We start from the raw sequence: 18267 nt of genomic DNA on the forward strand, positions 1-18267 counted from the left end.
AGTTAACTCAAGGCGTGAGGTAAGTCATAAGTGGACCATGAGAGTCGAGGGACGTTCCATGCGAAGAACCGCCCTGCTCGCCTCCGCCGCCCTACTCACCACCCTGCTGCCGCTCACCGCCGCCGCCCCCGCGTCCGGCGCCCCCGCGTCCGGCGCCGACGACCCCGCCCCGGTCCCCGTCGACCGCTTCGAGGGCGAGGTCCCCTTCGCGAGCCCGCCCGCCGAGGGCATCTTCACCTGGGGCAGCGACAACGACGATCCGCCCGCCCTCCGGCTGACCGCCCGTGACGACGCGCCCGAGGGCGAGAAGGTCCTCTCCGGCACCTACGACATCAGCGGCTACGGCGGCTTCACCCACGACTTCGCCTTCGCCGAGCCCGCCCACGACTGGTCCGCCCACAAGGGCATCCGCTTCTGGTGGGACGGCCGGAACAACGGCAGGAAGATCGCCTTCGAACTCAAGGACGGCGGCGCCGACGGCGAGGCGTCCGAGCTGTGGACGACCTCCTTCACCGATGACTTCACCGGCTGGAAACAGATCGAACTGCCCTTCACCGACTTCACCTACCGCACGGACTACCAGCCCGTCGGCGGCATCGACCACATCCTCGGCCTCACCGAGACCTGGGGGTACGCCATCACCCTCCCGGTCGGCGTCAAGGGCGAGTTCGCCATGGACGACGTCGAACTGTACGGAAAGGCCGACCAGTCGCTGAAGGCATCCCTGCGCACCGACTCCGCCGTGTACCCCACCGGCGAGGGCGGCACGGCGACCGCGCGGCTCACCGTCGCCACCACCGGCTCCGCCCCCCTCGCCGAACCCGTCACCGTCACCTACGAGACGGCCGCGACCGGCACCGCCGACCCCGGCGAGGACTACACCCCGGTCCAGGGAACCGTCACCTTCCCGGCCGGCACCGCCTCCGGCGCCACCCGAGAGATCCGCGTCCCCACCCGCGAGGACAGGTCCGCCGAGCCCGCCGAGACGATCCCGCTGAAGCTGACCGTCACCGGCGCCAAGCCCCCTGCCGAGACCCCGCAGGTCGTCGTCGACGCCCATGGACTGCCGTATCTGGACAGCAAGTTGCCCGTGCGGAAGCGCGTCGCCGATCTTCTCTCCCGCATGTCCCTGGAGGAGAAGGCCGGCCAGATGACCCAGGCCGAGCGCGGCGCCCTCACGGCATCCGGTGACATCGCCACCTACGCCCTTGGCTCGCTGCTCTCCGGCGGCGGCTCCACTCCGACGCCCAACACCGCCGAGGCCTGGGCGAAGATGATCGACGGCTTCCAGCTCCGGGCGCAGGCGACCCGCTTCCAGATCCCGCTGATCTACGGCGTCGACGCGGTGCACGGCCACAACAACCTGGCCGGCGCGACGATCATGCCGCACAACATCGGACTCGGGGCGTCCCGCAACCCGGGGCTCGCCCGCCAGGCGGGCGCGGTGACGGCCGCCGAGACGCGGGCCACCGGCATCCCCTGGGACTTCGCGCCCTGCCTGTGCGTCACGCGGGACGACCGGTGGGGACGGGCGTACGAGTCCTTCGGCGAGGACCCGGCGCTGGTGGAGTCCATGGCGACCGTCATCCAGGGCCTCCAGGGCAGGCCCGACGGCCGGGACCTGGACCGCGCCGACAAGGTCCTCGCCACCGCCAAGCACTTCGTCGGCGACGGCGGCACCGAGTACGGCTCCTCCACCACGGGCACGTACACCATCGACCAGGGCGTCACCAAGGTCACCCGGCGGCAGCTGGAGGCCGTCCACCTCGCCCCGTACGAGACGGCCGTCGAGCGTGGCGTCGGCACGGTCATGCCGTCGTACTCCTCCCTCGACCTCGTCGGAGACGGCCGGGGACCGGTGAAGATGCACGCCCGTGCCGACATGATCAACGGCGTCCTCAAGGACCGTATGGGCTTCGGCGGCTTCGTGATCAGCGACTGGCAGGCCATCGACCAGATCCCCGGCGACCAGGCCTCCGACGTCCGGACCTCGGTCAACGCGGGCCTCGACATGATCATGGTGCCGTACGCGTACAAGGACTTCCACGCGACGCTGGTCGACGAGGTGAGGGCCGGCCGGATCGGCGAGCGGCGGATCGACGACGCCGTGTCCCGCATCCTCACGCAGAAGTTCCGGCTCGGGCTCTTCGAGAAGCCGTACGCCGACACCAGCCGGGCCGCGCAAATCGGCTCCGCCGAGCACCGGGCCGTGGCGCGGCGGGCGGCGGCCGAGTCGCAGGTGCTGCTGAAGATACGCCCGCAGCTGATCGACGACGAGCGGCTGGCCGCGATCGACGCGCTGGTCGCCTCGTGGCTGCCGGGCACGGAGGGCGACGGAGTGGCGGATGTGCTCTACGGGAAGCGGCCCTTCACCGGGCAGCTCCCCGTCACCTGGCCGAAGAGCGAGGCGCAGCTGCCGATCAACGTCGGGGACGCGGCGTACGACCCGCGCTTCCCGTACGGCTGGGGCCTGACCACGCTGACCAGGGTGCCCGAAGGCGGTGCCGCGACCCTGAAGGCACTCGGCATCGCGGCCGCGGCCGCCGAGAAGGCCGGGGCGCGGGAGGCGGGGCGCGCGCTCGTCACCAAGGCCCGGTTGATCGTCCAGCAGAGGGCGGGCACGATGATCGCCGAGGCGGTGGCCAAGCCCTTCGCCGAGGCCGACCGGCTGCTGCTGACGGGCCGGTACGGGGCGGCGGTGGAGAAGCTGAGCGCGGCCTACCAGGCCGCCTGAGCCGTCGCACGGCGCCCGGACGCCGTAGGACGCCGGTCCCGGTGGGATTTCCGCCCACCGGGACCGACGCTTTTGCCCCGCCCATCAGGTAGCGTCGAAGGTATGAGGACTCCGTTGTTCCGGGGCCTCATGCGCTTGCTGATCGTGCCGGTCACCGCGACGCTGGCGGTGCTCATGGCCGGCGCGCCCGGCGCACATGCGGCCACGGACCTTTCCCAGGTCGCCGAGGCGCTGCGCGACGGTCCTGTGTACGTGGACCCCGCCGCCTCGGACCAGCTGTCGTCGGCCGACGCCGAAGCGCTCGCCGACAAGATCGAGGACGCCGACAAGCCCGTCTTCATAGCGGTTCTCCCGGCCGATCAGCCGACCGAGAACCTCCTGATGAACCTCCGTACCGAGACCGGTGTCACGGGCCTGTACGGCATCCGCGTCGGCGAGCGCTTCGACGCGGGAGCCGACCCCTCCGTGCTCTCCGTGCAGGCGGTGAACAACCTGGTCAGGTCGGTACAGACCGCCGGTGACCCCAAGGCCCAGCTGAACGACTTCGTCGACTCCGCACTGCGCAACGTGCGCGGCACGGCACCCGCCGGCTGGAGCGACGGCGGGGGCGGCGGCGTGGACGTCGGCGGACTGATCGCCGCCGGCGCCGTGCTGGCGGCGGGCGGCGCGGGCGCCTACGCGCTGGTCCGGCGCAACCGGCGCCGCCACGAGGAGGAGCAGCGGGCGGCGCTGGAGCGGCTGAGGGTCGTGGTCGACGAGGACATCACCGCCTTCGGCGAGGAACTGGACCGACTGGACTTCCACCCGGCGGAAGCCGGCGCCGACGACGCGATGCGCGCGGACTACGAACACGCCCTGGACGCCTACGAGAAGGCGAAACGGCTGATGGACTCCGCCCGCAGGCCGGAGGAGGTCAAAGCCGTCACCCAGGCCCTGGCGGACGGCCGCTTCTCCCTCACCCAGCTGGCCGCCCGCCGGGAGCACCGGCCCCTTCCGGAACGCCGGCCGCCGTGCTTCTTCGACCCGCGCCACGGTCCGTCCGTCACCGACGCCACCTGGACGCCGCCGGGCGGAGCCCCGCGTGACGTCCCGGTCTGCGCGGCGGACCAGACCCGCCTCGCCGACGGCCGCGACCCCGTGGTCCGCGAGGTGGACACCGAGTACGGCCGCCGCCCGTACTGGGAGGCCGGCCCGGCCTACGGCCCCTGGGCCGGCGGCTACTTCGGCGGCGGCCTCCTCCCGGGCCTGCTCATCGGCACGATGCTGGGCAGCATGATGGCCACCCCGGCCTACGCGGCCGACTACGGCGCGGGCTACGGCTACGGCGCCGACGGCTACGAGGGCGGCGACGTCTCGGGCGCGGACTTCGACGCCGGGGGCTTCGGCGGTGGGGACTTCGTAGGCGGCGACTTCGGCGGGGGAGGGTTCGACGGCGGAGGCTTCTGAACGAGCGCGGCGCTCCGACGGGCCTCGGCGGCCTCCGCGGGGGCGTCGGCGCGCTCGTAGGCATCCGCGGCGGCGCTCCAGGCGGCCTGCGCCTCGCCGGGCCGGCCGGTGCGGGACAGAAGCCGCGCGATGTTGGTGTGGGTGCCGGCGGCTCGGTACCAGTCGTCCGCCTTGACGAGCAGGGCGATGGCCCGCCGGAAGGCCTTGAGCGCGGCACCGGTGTGTCCCAGCTCCTCCAGGGCGCCGCCGAGGTTGTTCCAGACCATGCCCTCCGCCGGGACGTTGCCCTCGTCGGCGTGGATCGCACGAGCCTGGAGATACGCCCTCTTCGCTTCACGGTGACGGCCCAAGGCGCCCAGGACCATGCCCTCGCCGTTCCAGCCGCCGGCGGCGGCGTCCCGGTCGCCCATCACGGTGAACATCTCCCGGGCCCGAACGAAGGCGTCGAGGGCCACGTCGAACCTTTCGAGCTCGTACGAGACACTGCCGATGGCGTTCCAGGCCATGGCCGCCCCATGAGGGACGCCCAGCTCACGGTAGATCGCGAGGGCCTGCAGCGACGCGTCGACCGACTCCGCGAGCCTGCCCAGCACTCTGAGGGCGTTGGCGTGGTGCGTCCAGGCCGACCCCTCGTGCATCCGGTCCCCGCACGCGGCGGCCGCTTCGCGCGCCGCCCGCGTCACCGTCACCGCCTCCTCGAAGTGGCGGCGTCGATGCAGGTAGTCGGTCAGGCTCAGGCCCAGCAGCACGACGTGTTCCGCGCAACCGGGCTCCCGTGCCCAGGCGGTGGCGGCCACCAGACCCGGGCGCTCGGCGTCCAGCCACGCCAGCGCTTCGCCGCGGTCGCGGAACAACTCGCGGGCGGAGTCCGCCCGCTTCCGCGCACTCCTGGACTCGTGCCGTGCGGGGTCGGCGGACTGGGTGAGCAGCGCGAAGTGGGCGAGCAGCCGGGCACGTGCGGCGGCGATCTCCCGCTGGGCCTTCGGCTCCCCCTGCCCGACACCGCTCGCATACGCCCGAACCAGATCATGCATCCGCCACCGCGTCCCGTCCGGCGACGCGGTGACCAGCGAGGCGGCCTCCAGGTCCTCCAGCAGTCGCAGCACGGCGGACTCGGTGCCGTCCATCAGCACGGCCGCGGTCCGCGTGCTCACGTCGTTTCCCGGGGCCTGACCTAGCAGCCGGAACAGCCGGGCCTGATCCGGCCCGAGGCGCGCGAAGCTGACGTCGAACACGGGACGCAGCCCGCGCTCGCTGCCGCCGCCGTGACTGAGCGCCCCCAGCAGGTCCTGGGCCGCACGCAACTCTGCGACGAGCGCGGACACCGGCCGGCGCCTGCGGCGGCGCAGCTGGGCCGCGGTGATCAGCAGGGCGAGGGGCAGATGGCCGCAGAGCGCACACAGCGCGCGCAGGGCGTCGGGCTCGGCGGCGGCCCGGTCGTCCTCGGGGTCGGTGCCCCGCAGCAGCCGCTCGACCAGCGCGGCCGCCGCGTCCGGCGCCAGCTCGCCGAGCCGGACCAGCCGGGTGGGCAGCCAGTCGAGGGTGTCGCGCGAGGTCAGCAGGGTGCGATGGTCGCCCTCGCCCGGCAGGAGCGGTTCGACCTGCGCCGGGTCCGAGGCGTTGTCGAGGACGAGGAGCACCGGCTCACGCCGGGCGAGCTGTGAGCGGTACAGGGCGTACTGGTCGGCGGGCGCGGAGGGCACGTCCGTGTCCCGTACGCCGAGGGCCCGCAGCAGCGACCGTACGGCCCGGTCGGCGGTGACCGGCGTGCTGTCGTAGCCGCGCAGGTCGACGAAGAGGGTGCCGCCCGGGAACCAGCCCCGTTCACGCGCCACGTGGGCCGCGTACACCGCGAGCGCCGTCTTGCCGATACCGCCGAGCCCGGCCACGGCGGAGACGAGCACGGGTTCGCCGTCGTGCCCCGCGCCCGGGGCGAGCGCGGCCAGCAGCCGTTCGACGTCCGCGTCGCGGCCGGTGAAGGCGGCCGGTCTGGCCGGCAGCGCGGCGGTCGCGGTGGGCGCGGAACCGTAGTGGTGGTGCTCCTCCTTGCCGGTGACGGGGCCGTGGTAGGTGCCCCCGCTGAACTCGACGTGATCACCGCTCCTCACGCCTGGCACCAACCCCCGTGTCCGTACCGCCACTTGACCGTTCCGGACGCTATCTCATCGGGCGGCGAGGCTCCCGGCAAACGCAGGCGCCGCAGGAACAGCAGGAACAGCAGGAACAGCACGGCGGGCCCGGCATCCGAAGACACCGGGCCCGCCGTGCTGACGGTCAGAGGTGCTGACGGGTCAGCAGTACTGACGGGTCACAAGCGCTGACAGGTCAGCGTGGGAGACGTCAGAGGGAGGACGCCGCCGAGGCGATCGCGGAGGCGAAGGTAGAGACCTCGGTGTAGACGCCGGGGGCGTTCGGCCGGGCGCAGCCTATGCCCCAGCTGACGATGCCGACCTGGATCCAGGCGTTGTTCGCGTCCCGGCGGAACATCGGGCCGCCGGAGTCGCCCTGGCAGGTGTCGACGCCGCCCGACGGGAAGCCGGCGCAGATCTCCTCGTTCGCGATGAGGCCGCTGTAGCCGCTGTAGGAGCGGCACTGGGCGTCGCTGACGAACGGCACGTTGGCCTTGAGCATGTAGCGCTGCTGGGCACCGCCCTCACGGGCCGCGCCCCAGCCGGCGACGGTGAAGGTGCCGGTGTTGTACTGCGTGGTGGTGGCGATCTTCAGCGTGGGCAGGTTGATCGGCTGGGCGAGCTTGATGAGCGCCCAGTCCTTGCCGCTGCCGTTGTAGCCGGGGGCGCGGTACACGTACGTGGAGCGGACCTGGACCCGGCCGCTGGTGGACTGCAGGTCCACGACGCCGGCGGTGGCCGTGATGCCGGTGTTGGGGCCGGTCGAGCCCACGCAGTGCGCGGCGGTGAGCACGATCTGCTGGGTGTAGAGCGCACCGCCACAGCCCATGGAGAGCCGGACCATGAACGGGAACTCGCCCTGGGTGGCACGGGTGCCGCCGACGACGCGCGAATCGGCGGCCTCCGCGGCCGAGACGGGCTGCAGGCTGACGATCGCGAGGGCGGCTGCGCCGAGGGCCGCGCATCTCTTGAGCGCGGTGAGAAGCTTCTTCAACGTGATGCCTTCCGTGGGGGGTTGGACATGCGAACGTGGAGAGCGCTGAAACCTCAGGGGCGTGCCACACCGGGCGAGAAGGTAAGGGGATCGCCTTTTGTGTGACATGCGCCGGTCAAATCCGTTGCTGGATTATGGGAATTCGGGGAGCGCCCGGGCAAGGGGCCAAAACCGGCCACGCCGTTCAGGGCGTGGGCCTGACGGCCCGGCACCGCCGGGCGTACCGCTCCCCGGCCGCATGCCACCAGCCAGGTGGCGAGGGGCAGTTGACGACGGCGGTCGGCTGAGCCGGATGCAGGCCCAGCCGCCACAGGGCACCGGCGTCGACATGGACCGTGATCCACGCACGCCGACGCCCATCGGGCCCGGGCCCGCACACGCGATCCCAGCGGACCTCGCCCGCGTCGAAGGGCATCCCGTAGATGCCGCGTTCACGCAGTCAGGCGCGAACGGCGGCCAGGGGCTCAGGGCACCCCTGCGCGATCTCGTACGAGGCGGCGCGCGGCCGTGAGACCGGCCCCCGCGTCCCAGCCGGCGACGACGACCCATGCGGAAGACGCCGGGACAGTGCGGTCATGCCGACGACGATGCCCGAGTACGACGCCTGCCCGCGCCCCGATGGCGCCGCGCGGCCAGCCCGCCCGCCAGGCCCGCCGTCACCAGGGCCAGCGCGACCAGCGCGGCACTGACCCACAGGGGCGACCGGTACCCGAGTCCCGCGCCGATGGCCGTACCCCCGACCCACGGCCCCAGCGCCGCGCCCACATTGAACGCGGCGGTCGCGAAACCGCCGGCCAGCGTCGGCGCGCCCGGTGCGGCGTACAGCACCTGGGAGATGAGCGTGGACCCGACCCCGAAGGACAGGGCGCCCTGCACGAAGACGAGGCCGAGCGCGGCGGCCGGATGCGAGGCGCCGAGCGCGAGGGCGCCCCACCCGAGGCACAGGGCGAACCCCCCGGCGGTCAGCAGGAGCCCGGGCCGCCGGTCGGCGAGCCGGCCCCCGACACCGACCCCCACGAACGATCCGGCACCGAACACCGCGAGCACGACGGGCACCCACCCGCTCGCGAGCCGGGTCACGTCCGTGACGAGAGGCGCGAGATAGGTGAAGGAGCAGAAGGTCCCCGCGTTCACGAGTGCGCCGAGCAGCAAGGTCACCAGCAGCCGGGGCCGGCGCAGCGACCGCAGCTCGCCCCGCAGCGAGGCCGGGGCGGAGTCACCGGTGCCGCCCGGCACCGACCTCGCCACAGCCACCACCGCCGGCACGGACACCAGCGCCACGGCCCAGAACGCCGAACGCCAGCCCCAGAGTTGACCGAGCACCGCCCCGGCGGGCACCCCGACCACACAGGCGAGCGTGACCCCGCCCAACAGCACGGACGTCGCCCGGCCCTTGGCGTCCGGCGCGACCATCCCCACGGCGGTCACGAGGCCGACGGCCAGGAACCCGGCGTTGGCCAGCGCCCCGACGACCCGGGTGACGACGAGGACCGCGAAACTCCCGGTGACCGCCCCGACGACATGGACGACGAGGAACGCGACGAGGAACCCCAGCAAGGCCCACCGCCGGGACCACTTCCTGGCCAGCACCGCCATGAGCGGTGCGCCGACCACCATTCCCACGGCGAAGGCAGAGGTGAGCGCCCCGGCCGCGGGCACCGAGACCCCCAGATCCCGCGCGATGTCCGGAACCAGCCCGGACAGCATGAACTCGGACGTGCCCTGGGCGAAGACGGCAAGGCCCAGCAGATGTAGAGCGAACGGCATGAAGAAACTCCGCAACCCGAAGTCGGCGTCAAGAACGGCAGCTTGGGACGGCCGTCCGGCAGCGGTGACGACTACGACGGCTTACGGAGTACGCGGAGCGGAGAACCGGAACGCGAGCCCGTCAGCCCGACATCACAGGCAGCCACCGGAGAGCCGGTGGCCGGAGTCTGGAGGCTTCGGGACTGGACACGGAGGCAGATTACGGGGACCGGGCGGACCGACTCCACCGCTTTTCTCCCCACGGGGAACAGGGGCCGGCCCCGGCGCTCGTGCAGACCGGACACAGGCCTTCATATGGCCAGCCCCTCACAGGACCCCATCTGATCTCCATCCAGCCCCGCACAGGACCGGATCTGACGTCCGTCCAGCCCTCATATAGGACCGGATCTGACCTCCATCCCGCCTACCGTGCCCGTATGACCCCCTCCGACGGCACCGAACCCCTCGCCTTCGCCTCCCCGGCGGCTCTGGACACCTGGCTGACCGCCCACCCCGCCCCCCAGCACACCGGTCTCTGGGTCAAGGTCGCCAAGAAGGGCTCGGGCATTCCCTCCGTCACGGCCGCCGACGTCAATGACGTGGCCCTCTGCCACGGCTGGATCACCGGTCAGCGCAAGGGGCTCGACGCCGCGTACTTCCTGCAGAGGATCACCCCGCGCCGGCCGGGCAGCCTTTGGTCGATGGTCAATGTGCGGCGGGTCGAGGAGCTGACGGCCGCCGGCCGGATGCGGCCCGCCGGCCTCGCGGAGGTGGACGCCGCGCAGGCGGACGGCCGCTGGGCGGCGGCGTACGAGTCGCAGAGGAACGCCACCGTCCCCGACGACCTCGCGACCGCACTGGAACGGAACCCGCGGGCGCGGGCCGCCTTCGACGGGCTCGGCAGGACCGATCGGTACCTCGTCATCGTCGACCTGCTGAGGGCGCGTACGCCACAGAACCGGGCCGCTCGGCTCGCCGGGGCGATCGAGAGGCTGGCCGGCAACGGGTGACGGTCAACTCACCTGCCGGAACCGGCCGTTGAGGTGCGGGACCGAAGTGAGTGAAGCGTGCCCATGACATGATCGGCCCTGAATCGATCCGGAACCGGGTGGGGGGCCGAGCGTGTGGGAGACGTCGGTGTACGGGCCGCTCGGCTGGGGGCTCGGCGCGGTGAGCGCGCTGGTCGTGTTCCTCGTGGCGCGGGCCGCGCTGCGCCATGCGGCCGCGCGTCCGCCCCGGCCGGTGAGTGCTCTGGCCGACCGTCTCGTCCGGCCCCGGCCCCGGGCCGCCGTCCGGATGCACCGCGCCGCGCTGGCGGTCCGCCGTCGGTACGCCCCCTCCGCGCTCCCCGGCCGGCCCGAACGCGCCGCCCGGCGTGACGCGTTGGTCGAGGCCGAGCGGGCGGCGCGGGCACTGCGGGCCGCCTGCGCGGCATCGCTGGTGATCCTGCTGCTCGGACTGGTGCCGGCGGCGGCGGTTCTCGCGGTGTGGGCGGTCTGGCTGGCGTGGGTCCCGTGGGCTCCCTCTCCGGCAGAGGTCTCGGCGACACTCATCACCTTCCGGGACGCCATGCTCTCCGCCGCCGCCCTGGGTGCGGCCACGGGGCTGGTGTGCGCCGGGCTCGTCGCGCTGACGAGGGACCTTCGGCGGATCACCGTACGGCGTCCCGGGCCCCCGGTGGTGCCCGCCGTGGCGGCCCTCGTCGCCGTGGACGACGGTCTGCGGACGCCGCCCTTCCGACTCGCCCGGGCGGTCGGCGAGTTGTGCCGGGCGCTGGAGGCGTATGCCGAGCGCGGCGGCCATGCGCCGCATCACGAACGGTGGGTGGACCTGACCGTCCACGCGCGAGCCGTCGGGCGGGCCCTGCACGAGGCCGAGGGAGCCGTCTGGAAGGACCCCGACGACGCGCTGCCGCGTCTGGTCCTGCTGCTCGGGACCGTCAACGACCGCATCCACGACCGGCGCTGGCTGACGCTGCTGGACGACGCCGATCTCCCCGTGGCGCCACCCGAGCCGGAGGCGCCCGCGTCCGCGGGGGAGCCCGGGACGCGCCCCGGCAGGTGGTCCGGCGTCGTCCAGCAGGCCGCGGTCGTCCTGCCGGCCGTGGCCGCGGTGGGCGCCCTCGTCTTCTCGACCATCACGGTGCAGCAGACCAACGACAACCTGCGGATCGCCGAACAGGACACGGTCGCCAACCGTTTCAACACGGCGGCGGGCAATCTGGCCCACCGATCACCCAATGTCCGCCTCGCGGGCCTGTTCCTGCTGGAGCGGATCATCCAGGACTCGCCCCGGGACCAGACCACCATCCTCCAGCTGCTGTGCTCCTACGTCCGTGACCATGCCCCGGCCGATCCGTCGCGGCCCGCCGTCGGCCGGCGCTGGGAGGACGTGGCGGAGGATGTGCGGCAGGCCGTCATCATCATCGACACCTACGGTGACAACGGCGTCGCCTACGACCTCAGCGGGGTGCGGCTGCCCGGGCTGTCGCTCCTCATCGACCTCGGCGGGTTCGACTTCAGCGGAGCGCAACTGCCGGGCGCGGACTTCATGCATGCCAACCTCTCCCAGGCCGTCCTGACCGACGCCGATCTGCGCGGTGCGGACCTGAGAGGCGCGGATCTGAGCTATGCCTTCCTGGACGGCGCCGATCTGCGCGGCGCCCTCCTGGACGGCGCCGTCCTGACCGACATCACGTACTCCTCAAAGACCCGGTGGCCGGAAGGCTTCAAGATTCCCAAGACCACCGGCCTGCTCGGTTCATGACCGAGCACCCGCCCTCCTGAGACGGGGGGCGGGTGTGCTCAGCCGGGGGGCGGGGGAGGCGGCGGTGTCGCCGAGGGATCACGCGTTCCTGATCGCCGAGATGTCGAAGTTCAGCTTGATCTTGTCGGAGACCAGCACCCCGCCCGTCTCCAGCGCCGCGTTCCAGGTGAGGCCCCACTCGGAGCGCAGCAGCTGCGCCTTGCCCTCGAAGCCGACGCGCTCGTTGCCGAAGGGGTCCTTCGCGGCGCCGTTGAACTCCAGGTCGATGGTGATCGGCTTGGTCGTGCCGAGGATCGTCAGGTCACCGGTGATGCGGTAGTCGTCGCCACCGAGGGCCTCCGCCCTGGTGGAGCGGAACGTCATCGTCGGGAACTCGTCCGTCTTGAAGAAGTCCGCGCTCTTCAGGTGACCGTCGCGGTCCGCGGAGCCGGTGTCGATGCTGTCCATCTTGACGTCGATGGACGCCGTGGACGCGGACGGGTCGGCGCCGTCCAGGTGCAGCGAGCCGCTGAAGTCGAGGAACTTGCCCTTGACGTTGGTGACCATGGCGTGGCGGACGGTGAAGCCGATGGTGGAGTGGGCCGCGTCGATCGTGTAGTCGCCGGTCAGGGCGGTCAGGTCGGTGTGCGCCATGACGTGCTCCTTCGATTGATGTTGAATCTTTAACTACCTCAACGCGACCCACCGTAGACCTATTCCGTTCAATGTTCAACATCATCCGGGGTGTGTCCGTGGTGTCACGCTTCGTATGGGGTATGGGCATGAGCATGACCCTTACGCGCCGTGCCTTCCTGTACGCCGCCGCCCTCACCGCGACCCTGGCCGGAGGGGCCGGGACCCCTGCCCGAGCGGCAGCCGCCCCGGATCCCTACGACACCCTCCGCCTGCGCTGGCTCGACATCGCCCTCGGCACCGGCTACGACCCCACCGCGCAGCCGTACGCCTCCCGCCTCACCGAGACCGGCACCCTCGCCCGCGGCTTCCAGGCCACCATGGCCCCCACGCCCACCTCCCTGTGGCCCGGCCACCCCTACGACCCGCCCGCCGGTATCACCCAGAGCTACAGCCGCCTGTGGCGGATGGCCCAGGCCTACGTCCAGCCGGGCACCGGCTCCACCGGCGACCCGGCCCTCCTCGCCGACGTCCTGCGCGGCCTCGACCACCTCTCCGCCACCGTCTACAACCCCTCCACCACCCGCTACGGCAACTGGTGGGAGTGGCAGATCGGCAGCCCCCGCCTGCTGATGGACCTCACGGCCGCCCTGTACGACCACCTCACCGACGCACAGCGAGCCGCCGCCTGCGCCGCCGTCGACCACTTCGTCCCGGACTCGATGCTCACCGACTACTCCGGCACCTCCACCGGAGCCAACCGCGTCGACCTGTGCCGCAGCGTCGCCCTGCGCGGCATCCTCGGCCGCGCCCCGGCCAAGATCGCGCTCGCCCGTGACGCGCTCTCCCCGGTCTTCCCGTACGTCACGAAGGGCGACGGCCTCTACGCCGACGGCTCGTTCGTCCAGCACACCTGGGTCGCCTACTCCGGCACCTACGGCCAGGTCCTCCTCGACGGCCTCGGCCGCCTCTTCGCCCTGCTCGCCGGATCCGAGTGGGAGGTGACCGACCCGAACAAGCAGATCGTCCTGGACGGCGTCGAGCGGGCCTTCGCCCCGCTCATCCACGACGGCTTGATGATGGACAGCGTCAACGGCCGCGCCATCAGCCGGGGTTACCTCAAGAGCGACGACCGCCGCGTGATGCGCAGCGACCACTTCCACGGCCAGGGCGTCATCGCCGCCATGGCCCTCCTCGCGGGCGGCGCGAGCGCGGCGGAACGCGAGCGCTGGTACGGCCGTATCAAGGGATGGATCGAACGGGACACGGTTACCCCGATCCTGGCGGCACGTCAGTTCGGCGTCGCGGACCTCGCGCGCCTGCACGCCGTCGCCGAGTCACCCGTCCCGGCCGCCCCCGACCCCGCCGGCCACCACCTCTTCGCCGCCATGGACCGGGCCGTGCACCGCCGCCCGGGCTTCGTCGCGAACATCGCCATGGCCAGCGACCGCATCGCGTACTACGAGTGCGGCAACGGCGAGAACCCGCGCGGCTGGCACACCGGCGCCGGGATGCTCTCCTGGTGGGCGAAGGACCTCGGCGACCAGTACACGGACTGGTACTGGCCGACCGTCGACTGGTACCGCCTCCCCGGCACGACCGTCTCCACCAAGCGCCTTCCCGACCGGGCGGGCGGCGAGTGGGGCGAGCCCAAGCCGGCCGTACGGTGGGTCGGCGGCACGACCGACGGCGAGTACGCGGCGATCGGGCAGCATCTGAAGGGTCTGGGCTCGACGCTGGAGGCCCGCAAGTCGTGGTTCTGCGTCGCGGACGCGGTGATCTGCCTCGGAGCGGGGATCACCTGCGCCGACGGAGTCCCCGTCGAGACGGTCGTCGACAACCGCAACCTGGGGGAGAACGGCACCCAGGCGCTCGTTCGCGGACCCGGCTGGGCCCACCTGGAAGGCCACGGCGGCTGGGTGGTGCCGTACGGCGATCTGCGCACCCTCCGCGAGGACCGGACCGGCGCCTGGGCCGACATCAACACCGGCGGTACGACCGAGCGCCGCACCCGCCGCTGGCAGACCCTCTGGCTGGACCACGGCACGGACCCGACGGACGCGAGGTACGTCTACCTGCTCATGCCCGGCGCCGGGCGACGCGAGGTCGCGGCCCGCGCCGCGGCCGGGAGCCGCTGGCTGTCCGTCCTCGCCAACGACGCCACGTGCCAGGCGGTCCGCGTCCCCTCCCCGGGCCTGACCGCCGCCACCTTCTGGCAGCCGGGCACGGCGGGCCCGCTCACCGCCTCCTCCGGTGCGAGCGTGCTGCTCCGCCGCAGGGGCCGCACCGCTACCCTCTGCGTGAGCGAGCCGCCGCGCACCGGCGAGCCGGTGGAGATCACCTGGGACCACCCCGTACGCCGGGTCGTGCGGGCCGACGACTCGGTCGAGGTCCTGTCGACAGGCCGCCGGCTGAGCGTCCGTGTCACTCCGGGGATGGTATGCGCGACCCACTTGTGTGAGGTGGCTCTCGGCTGACGACTTTGTGCGACCTCTACAAGGGGCACGCCCTCTGAGCAGTCGGAACGCCTGCATGCCGTCTTGGTTCTGTTCAGGGGTACCAGGAAAACGCTCCGGAGACTGTACGGAGTCAACGGCTCGCTTTCCTTGGTGTCCTTCGTAAGGTCGCTACATGACCGTTTTGGATGAGGCACCGGGTGAGCCGATCGACGCCCGCGGGCGTACGGCGGAGCTGCACGAGATCCGTGCGCAGGCGCTGGCCGGCCCGAGCGAGAAGGCGACCGCGGCGCAGCACGCCAAGGGCAAGCTGACCGCCCGGGAGCGGATCGAGCTGCTGCTGGACCCGGGCTCCTTCCGGGAGGTCGAGCAGCTGCGCCGGCACCGCGCCCAGGGCTTCGGCCTGGAGGCCAAGAAGCCGTACACCGACGGTGTCATCACCGGCTGGGGCACGGTGGAGGGCCGTACGGTCTTCGTCTACGCCCATGACTTCCGCGTCTTCGGCGGCGCGCTGGGCGAGGCCCACGCCACGAAGATCCACAAGATCATGGACATGGCCATCGCGGCCGGTGCCCCGCTGGTCTCCCTGAACGACGGCGCGGGCGCCCGCATCCAGGAGGGCGTCTCCGCCCTCGCCGGCTACGGCGGTATCTTCCAGCGCAACACCAAGGCGAGCGGTGTCATCCCGCAGATCTCGGTCATGCTCGGCCCCTGCGCGGGCGGCGCGGCGTACTCGCCCGCCCTGACGGACTTCGTCTTCATGGTCCGCGAGACGTCCCAGATGTTCATCACGGGTCCGGACGTGGTCAAGGCGGTGACGGGCGAGGAGATCACCCAGAACGGCCTGGGCGGCGCGGACGTGCACGCGGAGACCTCCGGCGTCTGCCACTTCGCGTACGACGACGAGGAGACGTGCATCGCGGAGGTCCGCTACCTCCTGTCGCTGCTCCCGCAGAACAACCGCGAGAACCCGCCACGGGTGGAGTGCGCGGACGCCGCCGACCGCCGGTCGGACGTCCTGCTGGACCTGGTCCCGGCGGACGGCAACCGGCCGTACGACATGGCCAAGGTCATCGAGGAGATCGTCGACGACGGCGAGTACCTGGAGGTCCACGAGCGCTGGGCGCGGAACATCATCTGTGCGCTGGCCCGACTGGACGGCCAGGTGGTCGGCATCATCGCCAACCAGCCGCAGGTGCTCGCCGGTGTACTGGACATCGAGGCGTCGGAAAAAGCTGCGCGCTTTGTCCAGATGTGTGACGCTTTTAACATTCCGATCGTCACCTTCCTGGACGTCCCCGGGTTCCTCCCGGGCGTCGACCAGGAACACGGCGGAATCATCCGGCACGGCGCGAAGCTCCTCTACGCCTACTGCAACGCGACCGTCCCCCGGATCTCGCTGATCCTGCGCAAGGCGTACGGAGGTGCGTACATCGTCATGGACAGCCAGTCCATCGGCGCGGACCTCACCTATGCCTGGCCGACGAACGAGATCGCCGTGATGGGTGCGGAGGGTGCGGCCAACGTCATCTTCCGCCGCCAGATCGCCGAGGCCGAGGACCCCGAGGCCATGCGGGCCCGCATGGTCAAGGAGTACAAGTCCGAGCTCATGCACCCCTACTACGCGGCCGAACGCGGCCTGGTGGACGACGTGATCGACCCCGCGGAAACCCGCGAGGTGCTCATCCGCTCCCTGGCCATGCTGCACACGAAGCACGCCGACCTGCCGTCCCGCAAGCACGGCAACCCGCCGCAGTAACCTCTCTCACGGAGACTGTGACCTATGAACTCCCCTGACATTCGCGTCGAGAAGGGCCACGCCGAGCCCGAGGAAGTCGCGGCCATCACCGCGATCCTCCTGGCCCGCGCCGCCGCCCGGCCCGCCACCCCGACTCCGGCCCGGGGCCGCGCGAAGGCGGGCTGGCGCCGCCTGGAGCGCGAGCCCGGCTTCCGCGCACCGCACAGCTGGCGCTGAGTTTCCGAGTGCGGTCACGGCCCCGTCCTCCTTCGGGAGGACGGGGCCGTGGTGCGTTCAGCACCCGGCGGGAGCCGCGCAGGACGGCCTCCACACGCATCCCGCCCCGCGCTCGTCCCCGTACCCCCTCCGACAAACGACTTGCGGCCCCCATCCCTCCCACAGGAGGAACGAGGGCCGCAAGTGAAACGTGCCGGAGGCCGACCGTGGAATGCCGCTACCGCAGCCGCGCCATCAGCGCGTGCTCGACCAGCGTGATCAGCGTCGACTTGGCGTCCGACCGGTGCCGGGCGTCGGTCGTGATGATCGGCGTGTCGGGGCCGATCTGGAGCGCCTCGCGGACCTCGTCCGGCGAGTAGGGCTGGTTGCCGTCGAAGCCGTTGAGGGCGATGACGAACGGCAGGCCGCTGTTCTCGAAGTAGTCGACGGCCGGGAAGCAGTCGGCGAGGCGGCGGGTGTCGACCAGGACGACGGCGCCGATGGCACCGCGCACCAGGTCGTCCCACATGAACCAGAAGCGGTCCTGGCCGGGTGTACCGAAGAGGTACAGGATCAGGTCCTGGTCCAGGGTGATACGGCCGAAGTCCATGGCGACCGTCGTGGTCGTCTTGTCTCCGGTGTGGGTGAGGTCGTCGATGCCCGCCGAAGCTGACGTCATGACGGCCTCGGTGCGCAGCGGGTTGATCTCCGAGACGGCGCCGACGAACGTGGTCTTGCCCACGCCGAAGCCGCCAGCCACCACGATCTTCGCGGACGTGGTGGAGCGGGAAGGCCCTCCGCTAGAGCTTGCGAAGTCCACTGAGCACCCTTTCGAGCAGTGTCACGTCTGGCTGGCCGCCGGCGTTCTCGTCGCCGCCGGGCTGATGGATGGCGACCAGGCCCGCCTCCGCCAAGTCGGCGACGAGGATCCTGGCCACGCCGAGGGGGATGGTCAGCAACGCCGAGATTTCGGCTACCGACTTGATCTCTCGGCAGAGGTTGCAGATCCGCTGATGCTCGGGCAGCTGGCCCTGCATCTGGTGCGGCTGCGCGGTGGTGTGCACCAGTGCCTCGATGGCGAGCTGGTAGCGCGGGCGCGTCCGGCCGCCGGTCATGGCGTACGGGCGCACCAGGGGGTTGTTCGACGCCCCGGCGGGCGCCGGCTCAGGGGTGCGTCGCTGCGGCTGCACGGGCTGGATGCGCGGCGCCGGCGGCTGGTCGTACGGCGAGGGCCCGGGGCCCTGCGGCGCGTACGGCTGCCGCTGGCTCGGCGAGGAGGGGAAGTTGTACCGGTTCTGGGAACCGTCGTTGTGACCCTGACCGGGGCCGTACGACCAGTTGCCCGATGACGAACCGTCTGGGGGTGTTGCCACTTTCTCTCCTCCTCCGACTGTGCCTGGCACCCATCATGTGGAGCCGCGTCCCGAAAC

General features: G+C 71.9%; 13 protein-coding genes. 7 read left to right on the forward strand and 6 right to left on the reverse strand.

Annotated elements, in window-relative coordinates:
- The first annotated feature begins 58 nt into the window (after positions 1-58).
- Both AQI70_RS34355 and AQI70_RS34360 read left to right on the forward strand, forming a co-directional pair.
- Positions 59-2734, forward strand: a complete 2676-nt coding sequence (locus AQI70_RS34355) for a glycoside hydrolase family 3 N-terminal domain-containing protein (RefSeq protein WP_062156374.1) — start codon at positions 59-61, stop codon at positions 2732-2734.
- Between the two features lie 102 nt (positions 2735-2836).
- Positions 2837-4180 carry a hypothetical protein gene (locus tag AQI70_RS34360; protein ID WP_062156375.1) on the forward strand — a complete coding sequence of 448 codons (1344 nt, stop codon included), beginning with the start codon at positions 2837-2839 and terminating at the stop codon, positions 4178-4180.
- On the opposite strand, the gene AQI70_RS34365 is transcribed toward AQI70_RS34360, so the two are convergent.
- From AQI70_RS34365 to AQI70_RS34375, 3 genes are all read right to left on the reverse strand, one after another.
- Entirely contained in the window at positions 4069-6288 is a 2220-nt protein-coding gene (locus AQI70_RS34365; protein ID WP_062156376.1) for an ATP-binding protein, read from the reverse strand. The two genes, AQI70_RS34360 and AQI70_RS34365, sit on opposite strands and share 112 nt — an antisense overlap.
- A gap of 232 nt (positions 6289-6520) precedes the next feature.
- Complete coding sequence (locus AQI70_RS34370; protein ID WP_062156377.1) at positions 6521-7303, reverse strand: S1 family peptidase; 783 nt, start codon at positions 7301-7303, stop codon at positions 6521-6523.
- Between the two features lie 573 nt (positions 7304-7876).
- Positions 7877-9070 carry a Cmx/CmrA family chloramphenicol efflux MFS transporter gene (locus AQI70_RS34375; protein ID WP_062156378.1) on the reverse strand — a complete coding sequence of 398 codons (1194 nt, stop codon included), beginning with the start codon at positions 9068-9070 and terminating at the stop codon, positions 7877-7879.
- 416 nt (positions 9071-9486) lie between these two features.
- On the opposite strand from AQI70_RS34375, the gene AQI70_RS34380 reads away from it, so the two are divergent.
- A complete protein-coding gene (locus AQI70_RS34380; RefSeq protein ID WP_062156379.1) occupies positions 9487-10059 on the forward strand; it encodes a YdeI/OmpD-associated family protein in 573 nt (190 codons plus the stop codon).
- 112 nt (positions 10060-10171) lie between these two features.
- Positions 10172-11815: a pentapeptide repeat-containing protein gene (locus tag AQI70_RS40490; protein ID WP_062156380.1), complete on the forward strand. Its 1644-nt coding sequence runs from the start codon at positions 10172-10174 to the stop codon at positions 11813-11815.
- Positions 11816-11893: 78 nt separating this feature from the next.
- On the opposite strand, the gene AQI70_RS34390 is transcribed toward AQI70_RS40490, so the two are convergent.
- On the reverse strand, positions 11894-12448 hold the full coding sequence (locus AQI70_RS34390; protein WP_062156381.1) for a YceI family protein: 555 nt from the start codon (positions 12446-12448) through the stop codon (positions 11894-11896).
- A gap of 128 nt (positions 12449-12576) precedes the next feature.
- On the opposite strand from AQI70_RS34390, the gene AQI70_RS34395 reads away from it, so the two are divergent.
- From AQI70_RS34395 to AQI70_RS34405, 3 genes are all read left to right on the forward strand, one after another.
- Positions 12577-14904, forward strand: coding sequence for a polysaccharide lyase 8 family protein (locus tag AQI70_RS34395; protein ID WP_425264654.1), 2328 nt, complete (start codon positions 12577-12579; stop codon positions 14902-14904).
- Between the two features lie 154 nt (positions 14905-15058).
- Positions 15059-16642, forward strand: coding sequence for an acyl-CoA carboxylase subunit beta (locus AQI70_RS34400; protein WP_062156382.1), 1584 nt, complete (start codon positions 15059-15061; stop codon positions 16640-16642).
- 24 nt (positions 16643-16666) lie between these two features.
- On the forward strand, positions 16667-16858 hold the full coding sequence (locus AQI70_RS34405; protein ID WP_062156383.1) for an acyl-CoA carboxylase subunit epsilon: 192 nt from the start codon (positions 16667-16669) through the stop codon (positions 16856-16858).
- A 217-nt stretch (positions 16859-17075) separates the two neighbouring features.
- On the opposite strand, the gene AQI70_RS34410 is transcribed toward AQI70_RS34405, so the two are convergent.
- Together AQI70_RS34410 and AQI70_RS34415 are read right to left on the reverse strand one after the other, a co-directional pair.
- Positions 17076-17657 carry a GTP-binding protein gene (locus tag AQI70_RS34410; RefSeq protein WP_062156384.1) on the reverse strand — a complete coding sequence of 194 codons (582 nt, stop codon included), beginning with the start codon at positions 17655-17657 and terminating at the stop codon, positions 17076-17078.
- On the reverse strand, positions 17638-18210 hold the full coding sequence (locus AQI70_RS34415) for a DUF742 domain-containing protein (RefSeq protein ID WP_062156385.1): 573 nt from the start codon (positions 18208-18210) through the stop codon (positions 17638-17640). The genes AQI70_RS34410 and AQI70_RS34415 overlap by 20 nt, the downstream gene beginning before the upstream one ends.
- Positions 18211-18267 lie beyond the last annotated feature (57 nt).

Origin of the sequence: Streptomyces curacoi (assembly GCF_001513975.1) — a bacterium.
Lineage (GTDB): Bacteria > Actinomycetota > Actinomycetes > Streptomycetales > Streptomycetaceae > Streptomyces > Streptomyces curacoi.

Bases quoted from the DNA above. Each gene is read 5' to 3' on its own strand.
- AQI70_RS34355 (WP_062156374.1), top strand. From the start codon at position 59: ATGCGAAGAACCGCCCTGCTCGCCTCCGCCGCCCTACTCACCACCCTG.
- AQI70_RS34360 (WP_062156375.1), top strand. From the start codon at position 2,837: ATGAGGACTCCGTTGTTCCGGGGCCTCATGCGCTTGCTGATCGTGCCG.
- AQI70_RS34375 (WP_062156378.1), bottom strand. From the start codon at position 9,070: ATGCCGTTCGCTCTACATCTGCTGGGCCTTGCCGTCTTCGCCCAGGGC.
- AQI70_RS34380 (WP_062156379.1), top strand. From the start codon at position 9,487: ATGACCCCCTCCGACGGCACCGAACCCCTCGCCTTCGCCTCCCCGGCG.
- AQI70_RS34390 (WP_062156381.1), bottom strand. From the start codon at position 12,448: ATGGCGCACACCGACCTGACCGCCCTGACCGGCGACTACACGATCGAC.
- AQI70_RS34395 (WP_425264654.1), top strand. From the start codon at position 12,577: ATGAGCATGACCCTTACGCGCCGTGCCTTCCTGTACGCCGCCGCCCTC.
- AQI70_RS34400 (WP_062156382.1), top strand. From the start codon at position 15,059: ATGACCGTTTTGGATGAGGCACCGGGTGAGCCGATCGACGCCCGCGGG.
- AQI70_RS34405 (WP_062156383.1), top strand. From the start codon at position 16,667: ATGAACTCCCCTGACATTCGCGTCGAGAAGGGCCACGCCGAGCCCGAG.